This window comes from Bacillus sp. AY3-1, assembly GCF_008368785.1.
In the GTDB taxonomy this organism is placed as follows: Bacteria; Bacillota; Bacilli; order Bacillales; family Bacillaceae_G; genus Bacillus_A; species Bacillus_A wiedmannii.
The window spans coordinates 1-15,840 of sequence record NZ_QORZ01000027.1 but is presented as its reverse complement, the minus strand read 5'-3'; the positions used below and the strand labels follow the sequence as shown (position 1 = coordinate 15,840).

General features: G+C 37.1%; 14 protein-coding genes, 2 tRNA genes, 1 rRNA gene and 2 riboswitches. Of the genes, 3 read left to right on the top strand and 14 right to left on the bottom strand.

Features of this window, described 5'->3' with window-relative positions:
- Positions 1-215 precede the first annotated feature (215 nt).
- The 6 genes from DN389_RS24525 to groES form a co-directional block, all read right to left on the bottom strand.
- Positions 216-1,721 (bottom strand): HAMP domain-containing sensor histidine kinase, encoded by a 1,506-nt coding sequence (locus DN389_RS24525; protein ID WP_149237710.1) that lies wholly within the window; start codon positions 1,719-1,721, stop codon positions 216-218.
- The gene (locus tag DN389_RS24520) at positions 1,705-2,406 is read right to left on the bottom strand and encodes a response regulator transcription factor (RefSeq protein WP_060486367.1); all 702 of its coding nucleotides are present in this window, start codon (positions 2,404-2,406) and stop codon (positions 1,705-1,707) included. The genes DN389_RS24525 and DN389_RS24520 overlap by 17 nt, the downstream gene beginning before the upstream one ends.
- Before the next feature lie 144 nt (positions 2,407-2,550).
- Positions 2,551-3,876: an NCS2 family permease gene (locus tag DN389_RS24515; protein ID WP_149237709.1), complete on the bottom strand. Its 1,326-nt coding sequence runs from the start codon at positions 3,874-3,876 to the stop codon at positions 2,551-2,553.
- Positions 3,877-4,004: 128 nt separating this feature from the next.
- Positions 4,005-4,106, bottom strand: a riboswitch (purine riboswitch).
- Positions 4,107-4,259: 153 nt separating this feature from the next.
- Positions 4,260-5,798 (bottom strand): glutamine-hydrolyzing GMP synthase, encoded by a 1,539-nt coding sequence (gene guaA / locus DN389_RS24510; protein WP_000743912.1) that lies wholly within the window; start codon positions 5,796-5,798, stop codon positions 4,260-4,262.
- Positions 5,799-5,962: 164 nt separating this feature from the next.
- Positions 5,963-6,064: riboswitch (purine riboswitch) on the bottom strand.
- Positions 6,065-6,203: 139 nt separating this feature from the next.
- Complete coding sequence (gene groL, locus DN389_RS24505; protein ID WP_001029984.1) at positions 6,204-7,838, bottom strand: chaperonin GroEL; 1,635 nt, start codon at positions 7,836-7,838, stop codon at positions 6,204-6,206.
- Positions 7,839-7,876: 38 nt separating this feature from the next.
- A complete protein-coding gene (groES, locus tag DN389_RS24500) occupies positions 7,877-8,161 on the bottom strand; it encodes a co-chaperone GroES (protein WP_046960187.1) in 285 nt (94 codons plus the stop codon).
- 401 nt (positions 8,162-8,562) lie between these two features.
- Between groES and DN389_RS24495 the strand changes: the two genes are divergently transcribed.
- Both DN389_RS24495 and DN389_RS24490 read left to right on the top strand, forming a co-directional pair.
- Entirely contained in the window at positions 8,563-9,312 is a 750-nt protein-coding gene (locus tag DN389_RS24495; protein WP_046960186.1) for a CPBP family intramembrane glutamic endopeptidase, read from the top strand.
- Positions 9,309-9,500 carry a YdiK family protein gene (locus tag DN389_RS24490; RefSeq protein WP_001246201.1) on the top strand — a complete coding sequence of 64 codons (192 nt, stop codon included), beginning with the start codon at positions 9,309-9,311 and terminating at the stop codon, positions 9,498-9,500. Before DN389_RS24495 ends, DN389_RS24490 begins: the two co-directional genes overlap by 4 nt.
- A gap of 29 nt (positions 9,501-9,529) precedes the next feature.
- Here DN389_RS24490 and DN389_RS24485 read toward each other — a convergent pair whose 3' ends face one another.
- Entirely contained in the window at positions 9,530-10,159 is a 630-nt protein-coding gene (locus DN389_RS24485; protein WP_000437704.1) for a redox-sensing transcriptional repressor Rex, read from the bottom strand.
- A gap of 187 nt (positions 10,160-10,346) precedes the next feature.
- Here DN389_RS24485 and DN389_RS24480 point away from each other — a divergent pair, with 187 nt between their 5' ends.
- A complete protein-coding gene (locus DN389_RS24480) occupies positions 10,347-12,281 on the top strand; it encodes an ABC-F family ATP-binding cassette domain-containing protein (RefSeq protein ID WP_000602169.1) in 1,935 nt (644 codons plus the stop codon).
- Positions 12,282-12,688: 407 nt separating this feature from the next.
- Here the strand turns inward: DN389_RS24480 and tsaD are convergent, their stop codons facing one another.
- The 7 genes from tsaD to rrf all read right to left on the bottom strand — a co-directional run bounded on the left by tsaD (position 12,689) and on the right by rrf (position 15,766).
- Positions 12,689-13,705 (bottom strand): tRNA (adenosine(37)-N6)-threonylcarbamoyltransferase complex transferase subunit TsaD, encoded by a 1,017-nt coding sequence (gene tsaD, locus DN389_RS24475; protein WP_060486366.1) that lies wholly within the window; start codon positions 13,703-13,705, stop codon positions 12,689-12,691.
- Complete coding sequence (gene rimI, locus DN389_RS24470; RefSeq protein WP_000367200.1) at positions 13,705-14,148, bottom strand: ribosomal protein S18-alanine N-acetyltransferase; 444 nt, start codon at positions 14,146-14,148, stop codon at positions 13,705-13,707. Before rimI ends, tsaD begins: the two co-directional genes overlap by 1 nt.
- A 13-nt stretch (positions 14,149-14,161) precedes the next feature.
- Positions 14,162-14,854 (bottom strand): tRNA (adenosine(37)-N6)-threonylcarbamoyltransferase complex dimerization subunit type 1 TsaB, encoded by a 693-nt coding sequence (gene tsaB, locus DN389_RS24465; RefSeq protein ID WP_000865748.1) that lies wholly within the window; start codon positions 14,852-14,854, stop codon positions 14,162-14,164.
- The gene (tsaE, locus tag DN389_RS24460) at positions 14,835-15,308 is read right to left on the bottom strand and encodes a tRNA (adenosine(37)-N6)-threonylcarbamoyltransferase complex ATPase subunit type 1 TsaE (protein WP_000049636.1); all 474 of its coding nucleotides are present in this window, start codon (positions 15,306-15,308) and stop codon (positions 14,835-14,837) included. Before tsaE ends, tsaB begins: the two co-directional genes overlap by 20 nt.
- Before the next feature lie 174 nt (positions 15,309-15,482).
- Positions 15,483-15,558, bottom strand: a tRNA-Asp gene (locus DN389_RS24455).
- A gap of 3 nt (positions 15,559-15,561) precedes the next feature.
- Positions 15,562-15,638 (bottom strand) — tRNA-Met (locus DN389_RS24450).
- A gap of 12 nt (positions 15,639-15,650) precedes the next feature.
- A 5S ribosomal RNA gene (rrf, locus tag DN389_RS24445) occupies positions 15,651-15,766 on the bottom strand.
- Positions 15,767-15,840 lie beyond the last annotated feature (74 nt).

Here is a 15,840-nt window from a genome sequence, read left to right as displayed (position 1 = left end):
GTCGCTCATTTGCGACTCCCTTATGTTAACATCTTCATGTTTCAATGTCAACTAAGTTTTTCATTTCGTTTGCCGCGTTCTGCGTTATTGCATCGGCGACTTGTCCTATATTACACCTCTATACTCTAATCGTCAACATATTTTTCTAAAAAAATATAAAAAGGCTTATTTCTTTTAAAATAAGCCTTTTTATCAAATATCATTCTATTCATTTATTATTTTTCTATAATTGGTAACGAGACGATAAACTGAATAATACCATCCTCATATTCTGCTCGAATACTACCACCTTGCAGCTCAACAATACTTTTCGCAATCGCTAATCCAAGTCCCGATCCTTCTGTTACTCTACTTCTAGATTGATCCTTCTTATAAAAACGTTCAAACAAACTCGCTAACTCTTCTCTCGTAAACTCTTCACTATGATTCGCAATTACAATTTGTATATCCCGGCGCTGCCTTTGAAGAGAAACTTTTATCTCCCCATCATCTTTACTATACTTAATCGCGTTCATTAATAGATTATCAAATACACGTACCATCTTTTCCGAATCAACCGCTGCATAGGCACGTTCCTCAGGAAACTTCTTAACAAACGCAAGTCCATGCTCTTCTGCCTGCGGTACTAACTCTTCTATTAATTGCTCCAATAACTCATTTATACAAACCTCTTGTTTTTCTAATACAACTTGCTCATTTGTTAACTTCGTATACTCAAATAAATCTTCTATTAAATTCTTTAACTGCTCCGACTTCGCAAAAGCAATTCTCGTATACTCATCATGTTGTTCTTTATTTTCATATTTAGAATCTCGAAGTAATCGCAAGTAACCCATAATAGAAGTAAGTGGTGTACGCAAATCGTGAGATACATTCGTAATAAGCTCATTCTTTTGCTTCTCTAATTTACGTTCCTTTTCTATATTATTCATAAGCTCTTCTGCCATATTATTAATATTCTCAGTTAAAGACGCAATCTCGTCCTCACCTTTCTTCTCAATACGATACGCTAAGTTGCCTTTTTCTATTTCCTTTACACCTTGTGCCATCGCTTCAATTTGCTTCATCTTTCTCTTTGTTATATAGAAGAAAGAGAAAATAAATACGAGTACACCAATTAAAAATGGGAATGGTCCTTCTACTTTATAATATACTACTTCCCCTTGAGGAATTCCGCTCACAAACATATATAAATTCTTACCTTCAATCGTAATAGGTGAGAAAGTAATAAATTCTTTTCTAGATCTTTCAATATCATTATTATTCGAATAATTGATAGCAAATGAAGTTGCATTACGAATTGTATTGTGCAAATTAATTTGTTCTTCTTGCGCCTGCTTCGTTTTATACAAAACCTTACCACTTTCATCGGTAACTAATATTTTAAAAGCATCCTGCCTCTGCTCTAAATTTTCATTTTCTAGCTCTATCATACTTTGTACAGCATCTAATTTATTTGCATCAACCATCATTTCCGCAGTACTTTGCGCTTTACGATTAATTTGTTCCATACCATCTCTATAATTAATCTCAGCATGTCGACTAGCATCCTCAAAAATAGGCGCTACTATCTTCGTTGATACAAAGAGACCTAATAACGCACAAACAGTAAAAGTAGTAACCAATTGAATTCTTATACTCTTTCGTACGCTCTTTACTAATTTCTCAATTAATTGTCTTGCTTTCCTTACATAAGTAAATGGATTAAATATCTTTTTCAATCTTATACCCCACTCCCCATACTGTTTTTATATATCTAGGTTTCCTTGGATTCTCCTCAATCTTTTCACGCACTTTCCGAATATGCACCATTACCGTGTTATCAGACTGGAAAGATCTTTCGTTCCAAACCTTTTCATAAATTTGTTCCGCACTAAAGACCATCCCCGGATTACGAACTAGTAATTCTAAAATCGAAAATTCCCTCGGGGTCAGTTTCACTTCTTCTCCATCCACAATGACTGTATGAGTGGAGATGTTTATTTTCATCTCTCCAATTTCTAACTCGTCCTCATTTTGAATAGCAAAACCATTCATCTTCATATAACGACGTAACTGAGATTTAATTCTTGCGATTAACTCTAACGGATTAAATGGTTTCGTTACGTAATCATCTGCACCTGTTGTTAATCCTAAAATTTTATCCATATCTTGCGTTTTCGCAGAAAGCATAATAATTGGCATTTCTTTCGATTCTCTTACTTTCATACACATATGAATACCATCTACCTTTGGCATCATAATATCTAATACGACTAGATGTACTTCATTTTCTTCTAGTAAACGTAATCCGTCTTCTCCGTCTCCTGCTTGCAACACTTTATATCCTTCATTCTTTAAATAGATTGTAATAAGATTCCTAATTTCTTTTTCATCATCTACGACAAGTATTGTTTCGTGCGCCACAATATCTCCCCCATCACTTTTTTAATCCCTAACTTCTATTATAGGAAAACTTCTGAAGAAAAACGCTCGGAAATCCTTAAGATTTTCTGAAGACGCAAAAAAGGTCTAGACTCCCCTTAAGTCTAGACCTTTCAAAAACCCCTTTTATTTACGAACGTAGATGAAATATAGTATGAATAAAACTCCCATAACATACATAATTGGATGAACCTCTTTACGGCGACCACTTACTACCATTGTAATTGGATAGAAGATAAACCCAATCGCAATCCCTGTCGCAATACTATACGTAAGTGGCATTGAAATGATTGTAAAGAATGCTGGTACTGCAATCTCGAATTTCTTCCAATCAATTTCTCCTAAAGAAGAAACCATTAAGATTCCTACAATAATTAACGCTGGCGCTGTTACAGCTGGTGTTACAACGCTTAATAATGGCGAGAAAAATAGTGCCAGCAAGAAGAACCCTGCTGTTACAACTGCTGTAAATCCAGAACGTCCACCCGCTGCTACCCCCGCAGAAGACTCAATGTAAGACGTTGTTGTTGATGTACCTAAGATCGCACCGATTACAGTTGCAATCGCATCTGCGAATAACGCTTTTCCTGCACGTGGTAATTTATTGTTCTTCATTAATCCTGCTTGATTCGCAACCGCTACAAGTGTACCTGCTGTATCAAAGAAATCGATAAAGAAGAACGTTATAATAACAATCCCCATTTGAATAGTGAAAATATCTCCGAAGTGCGTTAACGCCGCACCGAACGTTGGTTCTAGACTCGGTATTGCTCCCACTACAGCTTTTGGGGTATCAATTAATCCTGTCGCTACACCTAAGATTGCTGTAAGAATCATACCGTAGAATACCGCACCATTAACTTTCTTAATCATGAAGATGATTGTCGTAACAACCCCGAAGATTGCTAGTAACGTTGTGCCCTTTGTTAAATCCCCCAATCCAACAAGAACAGCATCATTTTTCACGATAATTCCGGCATTTTGGAATCCAAGGAAAGCAATGAACAATCCGATACCTGCCGCTACTGCAAACTTTAACTCTGATGGAATTGCATTAATAATTTTTTCACGAATACCTGAAGCTGTAAGAATAATAAAGATAATACCTGACATTAACGTTCCAGCAATTGCTGTCTGCCATGGAATACCCATCGTTAACACTGCCGTATAGGCAAAGAACGCGTTAATTCCCATACCGGGCGCCAAAGCAATCGGATACTTCGCGAATATTCCCATAATTAACGAACCAATCGCTGCTGCTAATGCTGTAGCAACGAATACTGCACCTGGATCCATTCCTGTACCTGCCGGTAACTCTTTAACATTTCCAAGTGACAGCGTAGCAGGATTGACAAATAGTACATAAGCCATAGATAAAAATGTCGTTAAACCTGCTATGAACTCTGTTTTATAATTTGTGCCGAGTTCATCAAACTGAAAATAGCGTTTCATCTTACGTTTCCCCCGTTATATGATTACTCGCCGTAATCTCCCTAGCCCTCTTTTATCTATTAAAAATAAAAAAGGCTTCCATTGCATATACATGGAAGCGTTCTATGAATAAAGACAAGTTTCCCCTCATCTTTATCTAAACGCCTCGTAGTCAAGCCATTTACGGTAGCTAGGTAGAAACTTTCGGGCCATATCCCCGATATTATACGACGGCATAATATTCACTTTTCGTTTGAATTACATACTCATATTAACTCGATGAAGTAGTTTTGTCAATTTAAAAACGAACATTTTTATAAACTTTTGTATTTTCGTTCGTATTAAGAGCAAAACACAAAAGATCCATCTATGCATGAGCAATAGATGGATCTTTTTTTATAATACTATTCCCACTCAATAGTTGCTGGTGGCTTACTTGTTATATCATACACGATACGGTTAACGTGTTTTACTTCGTTTACGATACGTACAGAGATTTTCTCTAATACGTCCCAAGGGATACGTGCCCAGTCAGCTGTCATACCGTCGATAGATGTTACTGCGCGGATACCTACTGTGTAATCGTAAGTACGCTCGTCACCCATAACACCTACGCTACGCATACCAGGAAGCGCAGTGAAGTATTGCCAAACTTCACGGTCTAAGCCCGCTTTAATAATTTCTTCACGTAAAATCGCATCAGATTCACGAACGATTTCTAATTTCTCTTCTGTGATTTCACCTAATACACGAATACCAAGACCAGGGCCTGGGAATGGTTGACGCCATACGATTTCATCAGGAATTCCTAGTTCTGATCCTAATACACGTACTTCATCTTTAAATAACGTGTTTAAAGGCTCAATTAATTTGAACTGCATGTCTTCTGGAAGACCACCAACGTTATGGTGAGATTTAATTGTTTGTGCAGTTGCTGTACCACTTTCAACGATGTCTGTATAAAGTGTACCTTGCGCTAGGAAGTCCATTCCTTGTAATTTAGAAGCTTCATCATCAAATACGTAAATGAATTCATTACCGATGATTTTACGTTTTTGTTCTGGATCTTCTACACCTTTTAACTTGTTCATGAAGCGTTCTTGTGCATCCACTTTAATAACGTTCATGTGGAAACCTTCGCTGAATGTTTTCATAACGCCTTCTGCTTCACCTTTACGAAGTAAACCGTGGTCAACGAAAATACATGTTAATTGGTCACCGATTGCCTTATGAATTAATACTGCTACAACAGAAGAGTCTACACCGCCGCTAAGTGCGCATAGTACTTTTTTGTCTCCAACAGTTTCACGGATTTTCTCTAATTCTACTTCGATAAAGTTCTCCATGTTCCATCCTTCAGAACAACCACATGCGCCGAATACGAAGTTTTTAATTAAATCGTTACCGTGCTCAGAATGTCGTACTTCTGGGTGGAATTGTACACCGTATAAGTTTTTGTCTTCATTGCTCATACCAGCAATTGGACAAGACTCACTTGTTGCATCTACTACGAATCCTTCAGGTAAACCAGTTACTAAGTCACCATGGCTCATCCATACAACTTGCTCTTCTGGAAGGTTCGCATATAATTTTGATTCGTTCTCTACTTTAAGAACAGCTTTTCCGTACTCACGGTGGTTTGCACGTTCTACTTTACCACCGAAGTGTTGCGTCATAAGCTGCATACCGTAACAAATACCGAAGATCGGTAATCCTAGTTCAAAGATTTTTTCATCACAATGTAATGCACCTTCACCGTATACACTATTTGGCCCACCAGAGAAGATAATCCCTTTTGGATTCATTGCTTTAATTTCTTCTGCAGTAATTGTATGTGGATGAAGTTCACTGTATACACCAAACTCACGAATTCGACGTGCTATTAACTGATTGTACTGACTCCCAAAATCTAAAACGATAATTGTATCATGCTGCTTCTTCAAAATAATCACCCCAACGTTAGTTCTCGTATATAAATATTTTCACCAATTTGGCAAAAAGCATTACTAATATAATAAAAAAAGCCAGTCCTCCGCCTCTAGTCTCATAACAAAGAAAAGGCAGGGGTCTGGCTTTATAAAGAAAGATAGTCTCCGCTCTTTATAAATATAAGACACACTGCCTTCATAGTCAGGTTGTTTACGGTAACCCGGTAGAGACTCTCAAACCTTATCTTTGAGGATATATGAAGGATCGTTTTATATTATCTTCCTAGATTCTAACAATGAAGTATCAATATGGTCAAGAGAGAAAGCGACAAAATTCTACAGAAATTCATTTCCTTTTCTAAAAAACATAAAAAAACATCCATTTCTATATAGAAATGGATGTTTTTCGAGCAAACGGAATTACATCATTCCGCCCATACCGCCCATGCCCATGCCGCCCATGTCAGGCATTGCTGGTGCATTTGGTTCTGGCTTGTCAGCTACTACAGCTTCAGTTGTTAAGAACATAGCTGCAACAGATGCTGCATTTTGAAGTGCAGAGCGAGTTACTTTAGCTGGATCTACGATACCAGTTTCAAGCATGTTAACCCACTCGCCAGTAGCTGCGTTGAAACCAACGCCTACTTTTTCGCCTTTTAGACGCTCTACAACTACAGATCCTTCTAGACCAGCGTTGATTGCGATTTGACGAACTGGCTCTTCTAGTGCACGAAGTACGATGTTGATACCTGTTGCTTCGTCGCCTTCAGCTACGATAGAAGCTACTTTCGTGTATACGTTCATAAGTGAAGTACCACCACCTGCAACGATACCTTCTTCTACTGCTGCACGAGTTGAGTTAAGTGCATCTTCAATGCGAAGTTTGCGCTCTTTTAACTCAGTTTCAGTTGCTGCACCTACTTTAATTACTGCTACGCCACCTGCAAGTTTTGCAAGACGCTCTTGTAATTTTTCACGATCGAATTCAGAAGTAGTTTCTTCTAATTGCGCGCGGATTTGACCGATGCGAGCTTCGATTTGTTGTGAATTTCCGATACCTTCAACTACAGTTGTGTTTTCTTTCGTTACAACAACCTTACCAGCGCGTCCTAAAGATTCAATTGTAGCAGATTTTAAATCACGACCTAATTCTTCAGTGATTACTTCGCCACCAGTTAAGATTGCGATATCTTCTAGCATTGCTTTACGACGGTCACCAAATCCAGGAGCTTTAACAGCTACTACATTGAATGTACCACGAAGTTTGTTCACTACTAATGTAGCTAAAGCTTCGCCTTCTACGTCTTCAGCGATGATAAGAAGTGGTTTACCTTGTTGTACCACTTGCTCTAATACTGGTAAGATTTCTTGGATGTTAGAAATCTTCTTATCAGTAATTAAGATGTATGGGTTATCAAGAACTGCTTCCATTTTGTCAGAATCAGTAATCATGTAAGGAGATGCATATCCACGATCAAATTGCATACCTTCTACTACGTCTAATTCTGTTGTAAATCCTTTAGATTCTTCTAAAGTAATAACGCCGTCGTTACCAACGCGCTCCATTGCTTCAGCGATTAATTGACCTACTTCTTCGTCAGCTGCAGAAATAGCAGCTACTTGTGCGATAGAAGATTTACCTTCGATTGGTTTAGAAATCTCTTTTAATTCTGCAATTGCAGCAGTAACAGCTTTTTCGATACCTTTACGAAGACCCATTGGGTTCGCACCAGCTGTTACGTTTTTAAGACCTTCACGAATCATAGCTTGTGCTAATACAGTTGCAGTTGTTGTTCCGTCACCGGCTACATCATTTGTTTTGCTAGCAACCTCTGCTACTAATTTTGCACCCATATTTTCGAATGCATCTTCTAATTCGATTTCTTTTGCGATTGTTACACCGTCATTTGTAATAAGTGGTGAACCGAATTTTTTCTCAAGTACAACGTTACGACCTTTTGGTCCAAGCGTTACTTTTACTGCGTTTGCAAGAGTGTCGACACCGCGAAGCATCGAACGACGTGCTTCTTCACTAAATTTAATATCTTTTGCCATAATAATTGACCCCCTTGAATTTTTTAAGATTTATATAATTAACCGATAACTGCTAAAATGTCACTTTCACGTAAAATCAAGTAGTCAGCACCTTCGTATTTTACTTCAGTACCTGCATATTTTGAGAAGATGATAAGATCACCTGCTGCTACCTCTAATGCAACACGCTCACCATTTTCAAGCACTCGACCAGTACCTACTGCAATAACTTTACCCTCTTGTGGTTTTTCTTTTGCAGTGTCTGGTAATACAATACCACTTGCTGTTTTTTCTTCTGCTTGAACAAGCTCAATTACAACGCGATCACCTAATGGCTTTAGCATGAACAATAACCTCCTCATTTTGTTATGTAAATTTTATTTATTAGCACTCAAGTCACCCGAGTGCTAACACACTTATAATAATAAATAATCTCAATTTCTTTTGCAAGTAAAAAAATCATAATTTTTTCGCAAATTAAGCTATACACTTTTCTATATAGAGTCCCTCTTCTTCTACCTTTACTATATGAATCGTTGTTTCCACTACTCGTATGTTACAATATGAAAGGACACCCTAAGTTGTTTTCGCTATACACACAACTTTCTCCTGTCTTCTATTATAATTTCAAATAAGGATTTACGAAAAAAACATAATTTAAGTGGGGTTTATATCGTAGGTAGCATACTTACATGTTATCCTACCTTATCTCATACACTAGAGTTAGAAAGGATGGTTAAACCATTTGAAAAAACAATATTGGTGGGTTATCGTTACATACATTTTAATGCAGTTATCATCCATTGCTGGATTACCACTTCTTCTGAAAACTGGACTTTATGATAACAGGGGATTTACTAGAGAAGAGAAATTTCAACTCATAACTGGCCACTGGGCAATCATTAGCTTCTTTATTGCATTATGTATCGTACTTTGGTTACTTAGAACAGATATTCGTGACAGACGTTTAGATACAATGCGCTCTACTGTTCCAGCTACGATTGGTTGGATTTTTATCGGGTTCTTCTTAGCATTTTTCTCACAAAGTATTGCCGGTATGATAGAAATGCGTTTATTAGGAATTAAACCTGGATCAGAAAATACAGCAAGACTTATGGATATCGCAAGAACGACACCTTGGTTCCTTATCGTTATCTCTATAATAGGACCTATTTTGGAAGAAATCGTATTTAGAAAAATTTTATTTGGTACACTTTATAAGAAGTTTAACTTCTTTATTGCTGCTATCATTAGTTCTCTTGTATTCGCAGCAATTCATTTTGATTTCACTCACTTATTGGTATACACTTCTATGGGACTCGTATTCGCCTTTTTATATGTAAAAACAAAGCGTATTATCGTCCCTATCGCAGCTCATGTTGCAATGAATACATTAGTTGCAGTTGCTCAAGTTTTAATGAGCAATGAACAAATTCAAGAAATGATTAAAGAAGCTGAAAAAATGCAAGGCTTTATCGGAGGATTTTTAGTATGAGGAACTCACCATTGTTCATGGCTGCATTGTACTTCCTTCTAGGATGTATCTTTACACGCTTCGCCATTACGAACGTAACAGATACAATCTGGAATATGTGGACAATACTATTTGCAGTTATGGCAACAATTGATTTTAATTTGGCACTTCGCCTTATCTTAGTTAAATTCACAAAGAAAAAACAATAATAAAACGCAGAGGTCGCTTCCTCTGCGTTTTATTGTGGATAATTCTTTAAAAAGTAAACAAGTGTTTGTAACTCTACCGCTAAATCAATATGGTGAATTCTTATATTATCTGACACATTTAAGCGCGCTGGTGTGAAATTTAAAATACCATGCACGTTCGTTTCTGCCAATCTATCTGCTACAGATTGTGCTACTGTAGCGGGTACTGTTAATATTGCCACTTGTATATCAGTTGATAAACGTTCTTCTAATTCATCTAAATGATATACAGGAATGCCCCCGATTTCTGTCCCGACTTTCTCTTCACTAACATCAAACGCCATTTCAATTTTTGTATTATTGTTTTTCGTGAAATTATAATGTAAGAAAGCGGTCCCTAAATTACCTACTCCAATAAGTGCTACACGTGTTATATCATCTTGGTCGAGTGTTTCACGGAAAAATGATAATAAATAATTTACGTTATATCCATAACCTTTTTTCCCTAACGCTCCAAAATATGAAAAATCTCTTCGAATCGTTGCGGAATCAACTTTTACCGCTTCGCTCAATTCGGCTGATGAAACACGTTGCTTACCAGAAAGAGATAAGTTTTGGATAAATCGATAGTATAGAGGCAATCGTTTGGCAGTGGCCTGTGGAATTTTTTGCTGCTCCATATAACCTCTCCTCTCTTCCTATCTTTATTCATATACTTGAATCAAATACAGAAGTTTAGCACTCATGAATTTCCCTGTATAATAAAGAGAAGAAGTATTCTCTCTTTATTTTAAACTATACACTATTTTTAGTATGATTGAGAAATATAAACATGGCAAAGTTAAGAAATTATTTGAGGTGAAAACATTGATTTTATTACAAGTAAACGCGCTTACGAAATTATACGGTGCAGAAACGATTCTTGCAAACATAAAATTGGAAGTTCAAACGAAAGATCGTATCGCATTAGTCGGACGAAATGGGGCCGGAAAATCTACATTATTAAAAATAATAGCTGGTGAGCTATCCCATGATGGTGGCGAAATTATAAAACCAAAAGATGTCTCAATCGGATATTTAGCTCAAAATACCGGGTTAGAAACGTCTTTAACAATTTGGGATGAAATGTTAACCGTCTTTACACACTTGCAGCAAATGGAGACAAAACTTCGAAGGCTAGAGCAAGAGATGGGAAAAGAAGAAAACTTTTCAAACGAGGCTACATATGAAAGGTTATTAGCTGATTATGACCAATTGCAATTAGATTATAAAGATCAAGGTGGATATCAATATGAAGCAGATATTCGCTCGATTTTAAGTGGTCTTGGCTTCCCAGTTGAAACGCACCAGACGACGATTTCTACATTAAGCGGTGGACAAAAAACACGATTAGCTCTCGGTAAATTATTATTAACGAAACCAGACCTACTTATTTTGGACGAGCCTACAAACCATTTAGACATCGAAACATTAACATGGCTTGAACAATATTTACAAGGCTATCCTGGCGCAATACTAATCGTTTCCCATGACCGTTATTTCTTGGATAAACTCGTTACACAAGTATATGAAATTTCGAATAAAGAAAGCAGACGATTTGTTGGTAACTACAGTAAATATTTAGACTTAAAATCAGCATTATACGAGCAAGACATGAAACGTTATGAAAAACAACAAGATGAAATCGCTAAGCTTGAGGATTTCGTTCAAAAAAATATAGCGCGCGCATCTACTACAAAACGTGCTCAAAGCCGTCGTAAACAATTAGATAGAATGGAATTATTGACTAGACCATTAGGTGATTCTAAGTCAGCATCCTTCCACTTCGATATCGAAAAACAAAGTGGAAATGATGTTTTACAAGTAAAGGATGCAACTATCGGCTATGATGATGATCCGATTATTGAACATGTAACTATGCGCTTAACTCGCGGGGATAGCGTTGCTTTAGTTGGTCCAAACGGAATTGGGAAATCCACATTATTAAAATCACTTGTGAATAAGTTACCACTATTAAATGGTGATGTTTCTTTCGGATCCAATGTATCTGTTGGTTATTATGATCAAGAACAAGCAAACTTAACATCTTCTAAGCGAGTTTTAAATGAGTTATGGGATGAATATCCATTGCAGCCCGAAAAAGAAATTCGCACGATATTAGGTAACTTCTTATTCACAGGGGATGATGTACTAAAACCAGTATCTTCTCTTAGTGGTGGACAAAAAGCTCGATTAGCTCTTGCAAAACTTATGATGCAAAAATCGAATTTATTAATTCTCGATGAACCTACGAACCATCTTGATTTAAATAGTAAAGAAATTTTGGAGAATGCTTTAATTGATTATCCAGGCACCCTTCTATTTGTTTCACATGACCGCTACTTTATTAATCGTGTAACGACGACCGTTGTTGAGTTGTCAACAGAAGGTGCACAAGAGTATTTAGGCGATTACGATTACTATGTGGAGAAGAAAAATGAAATGATTGAACGTGCAGCATTTGAACAACAAGAACAGCAAGAAAACCAAGCACCTGTTCAAAAAACTGTAGCTCAAGAGAAATTAAATTATCTCGAAGAAAAAGAGCGTAAACAATTAGAACGTCAACGCACTCGAAAAATTGAGGAACTAGAACAAAATATTGTAGAATTTGAAGAAGAAATTGCTACGTTAGAAGATCAACTTTGCTTACCAGAAATATACGCAGATTATGAAAAGGCTAGTGAAATTACAACGAAAAAGCAAACACTACAAGAGCAACTTGATGCTTGTATGGCAGAATGGGAAGAATTACATTTATAAGAGTATGAATAAGAAGGATGTCTCATAAGTCGGGATTTTTGACTATGCGACATCCTTTTTATCTTCTAGCTGGGGTATAAACGATTCGACACGACATACCGATTTACCTACAAAGTTTGACAATGTTAGTTCGCCCCTATAATAAGGGCACATTCCAAAATGTTTTTTAGAGATATCTTCTTGCGATTTATTTCCCAAAAAAGAATACATTCAAAGGTCAGACTTCATCTACTTTATCCACAGGTTTATACACATATCCACCTTTATAAAATAAACCCCAAAATAACTTTTCCACATTATCCACAATTCACAAAAAAATTATCCACATTTTATATACACAATAAAACCCACATTATCAACAGATAATACGGGTTTTATCCACAAGCTGTGGTTAATTTTGTGCATAACTATTCTTCAATATCTAATCCTGGATTTGCATTTAAAGCTAATGTAGCACGTTTTCCTTGTTCATATGCAATTGTACCTGCGGCTGCAATCATCGCTGCATTATCGGTACATAAAGATAGTGGAGGAATAATTAGCTCGATATTTTCTTTTGTCGCAAATTCCGCTTCCAAACGTGCGCGAAGTCCTTTATTCGCAGCTACTCCACCAGCAAGAAGCAGTTGCTTTACGTTATACGCTTCTGCTGCACGAGATGCTTTCGTTACAAGCACATCTATTACACTCGCTTGGAAACTTGCTGCTAAATCTTCCGGTGCAATTTCTATCCCGCGTTGTTTCGCGTTATGCACAGTGTTGATAACTGCTGATTTCAATCCACTGAAACTGAAATCATACGAATCAGGTTCTAGCCATGCACGAGGCAAATCGATTGTCGGTTCTCCTTCATGTGCAAGGCGATCAATGTGAGGACCACCTGGATATGGCATGGATAACGTTCGAGCTACTTTATCATATGCCTCTCCAGCTGCATCATCTCTTGTTTCACCAATCACTTCGAATGAACCATGTTCTTTCATATAAACAAGCTCCGTATGTCCACCAGATACAACAAGTGATATTAGTGGGAATTGAACTTCTTTTACTAAACGGTTCGCATAAATGTGCCCAGCGATATGATGAACACCCACTAGAGGAATATCATGTGCAAAAGCCACTGCTTTCGCTGCATTTACCCCTATTAAAAGCGCTCCTACTAACCCAGGTCCTTCTGTTACAGCAATTGCATCAATATCATCAAATGTAATATTTGCTTCTTTTAAAGCTTCTTCTAACACAACTGTAATTTCTTCTACATGATGACGGGATGCAATCTCTGGTACAACTCCACCAAAACGTTTATGACTTTCAATTTGTGATGCAACGACATTCGCAATAATTTCCGTTCCATTTTTAACAACTGCTACTGCTGTTTCATCACAACTTGTTTCAATACCAAGTATAATCGTATTTTTTTCCATTATATATTCACCCACATTACGAGACCATCTTCCTGATTGTCTGCATAGTATCGTTTACGAATTCCACCATTTTGAAATCCGTATTTTCTGTATAACTGTTTTGCTACTTCATTTGATACACGTACTTCAAGTGTCATTGTTTTTACCCCTAAATCTTTCGCTTCGGAAATAACTTCTTTCAATAAAGCATCCCCTAGCTTTTGACCTCTGTATTCTGGCAAAATAGCTACATTTGTTATATGTGATTCATCAATAATTATCCACAATCCACAATACCCAATTACACGACCATCTTTTTCTAGCACAACATAATGTGCATGTTCATTCGTCGTTAACTCACGGTGAAAGGCATCTGCAGTCCAAGGAGTTGAAAAAGACGCTTCTTCAATAGCTACAATTTGAGCGATATCATCGAGTTCCATCTTTCTAAATATCATATCCATCTTCTGCAAGCTCCTACTTGTTTTGACTTTCTAACCACTTTGTTTCAGCTTCAGCTAAACGAAGATAACTAGGAACAAATGAATGTACATCTTGTTCTTCTTTTTGTAACCCTAAGAAAGCTAACTCACTTGGTCTTGGGTTATTTTTAGTGAAGGGAGCAAATACAGCTTGGCCGCCTAAATGTTCGATAATCGTCTCTTTGTGCAGTTTAACATCGTTACCAATAAATAAAACAGGCTTTCCTGTATCTTTTAACATTTGCAACCAGTCTACAATAAGGATGATTCGGTCTTCTTCTATAGAAGTTAAATGCTCTCCTTCATATGTATATAACCCAGTATAAATTTGTCCGCGTCTTCCATCAAATAAAGGACAGATTAATCCATCAAAATTAGCACCGTTTGCAGCCACTACTTCTAAACTTGATACACCTACAATTGGTATTTGAAGTGACCAAGCTAATGTTTTTGCAGCTGTCACACCTATGCGAACACCTGTATATGATCCAGGTCCAGCAGCTACAACGATTTTAGTTAATTCTTTCGGTTTTACACCACATTCTTTTAATAATTTCTCTACAGCTGGCATAAGACGTACAGAATGGTTCTTTGTTAAGTTTGTAATGATTTCCCCAATTACGTTTCCTTCCTCAATAAGGGATACACCCATTACGTAATTTGAAGTGTCAATTGCTAGTACTTTCATCTTGTAATAGCTCCTCACATAATCTAATATATCGATCTCCAATTGGCTCGAGTACAATTTTCCTTGTATCATCTCCAGCATGGAATAAACTAATTTGTAACTTCTCATTTGGTAAAAATGCTTCTATTAAATGAGCCCATTCTACTACGGTAATTCCTTCACCGTAGAAATACTCATCAAAACCTAAGTCCTCTTCACTTTCTGCTAAGCGATACACGTCCATATGGTATAGCGGCAATCTCCCTTTATATTCTTTAATAATATTAAAGGTAGGACTATTTACAACTCTTTTCACTCCAAGACCCTTTGCTAGTCCTTTTGTAAAAGTTGTCTTACCAGCCCCTAGATCTCCTTCTAAAATAATTACATCTTGTGCCCCAACAAGTCCACCTAGTTTTTCTGATAATCTTTGTGTTTCCTCAGAAGAGTTTGTTGTTATTTCATATTTACTCACAGACTTCACCTACTTTACTCACAATGTTCTCTGCTCTTTATTATACAGGTTTTGAATATATAAAAAAGTCCTTAGGAGTTTTCCTAAGGATAGTTTGACTGTCTTTATTAGTTTTTTGTTAAAACAAATAAAAAAATACGAAACAACATGTTTCGTTCTTTTCTTTATATAAAATGGCGGTCCCGACCGGGGTCGAACCGGCGATCTCCTGCGTGACAGGCAGGCATGTTAACCACTACACCACGGGACCATTTGGTTGCGGGGACAGGATTTGAACCTGCGACCTTCGGGTTATGAGCCCGACGAGCTACCGTGCTGCTCCACCCCGCGATGATATAAATAGCCTGGCAACGTCCTACTCTCACAGGGACAAGGTCCCAACTACCATCGGCGCTAGAGAGCTTAACTTCCGTGTTCGGTATGGGAACGGGTGTGGCCTCTCTGCCATCATTACCAGACTGTATTTATTTAAGACAAGAATCATCATAACTTATTTAACTTTTAAAGTCAATAAGTTTTTTATATTCTTTCA

Excerpts from the sequence above, each read along its gene's own strand:
- tsaD (WP_060486366.1), bottom strand. The coding sequence starts at position 13,705 with ATGGAAAAAAATACGATTATACTTGGTATTGAAACAAGTTGTGATGAA.
- tsaB (WP_000865748.1), bottom strand. The coding sequence starts at position 14,854 with ATGAAAGTACTAGCAATTGACACTTCAAATTACGTAATGGGTGTATCC.
- groES (WP_046960187.1), bottom strand. The coding sequence starts at position 8,161 with ATGCTAAAGCCATTAGGTGATCGCGTTGTAATTGAGCTTGTTCAAGCA.
- DN389_RS24485 (WP_000437704.1), bottom strand. The coding sequence starts at position 10,159 with ATGGAGCAGCAAAAAATTCCACAGGCCACTGCCAAACGATTGCCTCTA.
- DN389_RS24515 (WP_149237709.1), bottom strand. The coding sequence starts at position 3,876 with ATGAAACGCTATTTTCAGTTTGATGAACTCGGCACAAATTATAAAACA.
- rimI (WP_000367200.1), bottom strand. The coding sequence starts at position 14,148 with ATGGATATGATATTTAGAAAGATGGAACTCGATGATATCGCTCAAATT.
- groL (WP_001029984.1), bottom strand. The coding sequence starts at position 7,838 with ATGGCAAAAGATATTAAATTTAGTGAAGAAGCACGTCGTTCGATGCTT.
- DN389_RS24490 (WP_001246201.1), top strand. The coding sequence starts at position 9,309 with ATGAGGAACTCACCATTGTTCATGGCTGCATTGTACTTCCTTCTAGGA.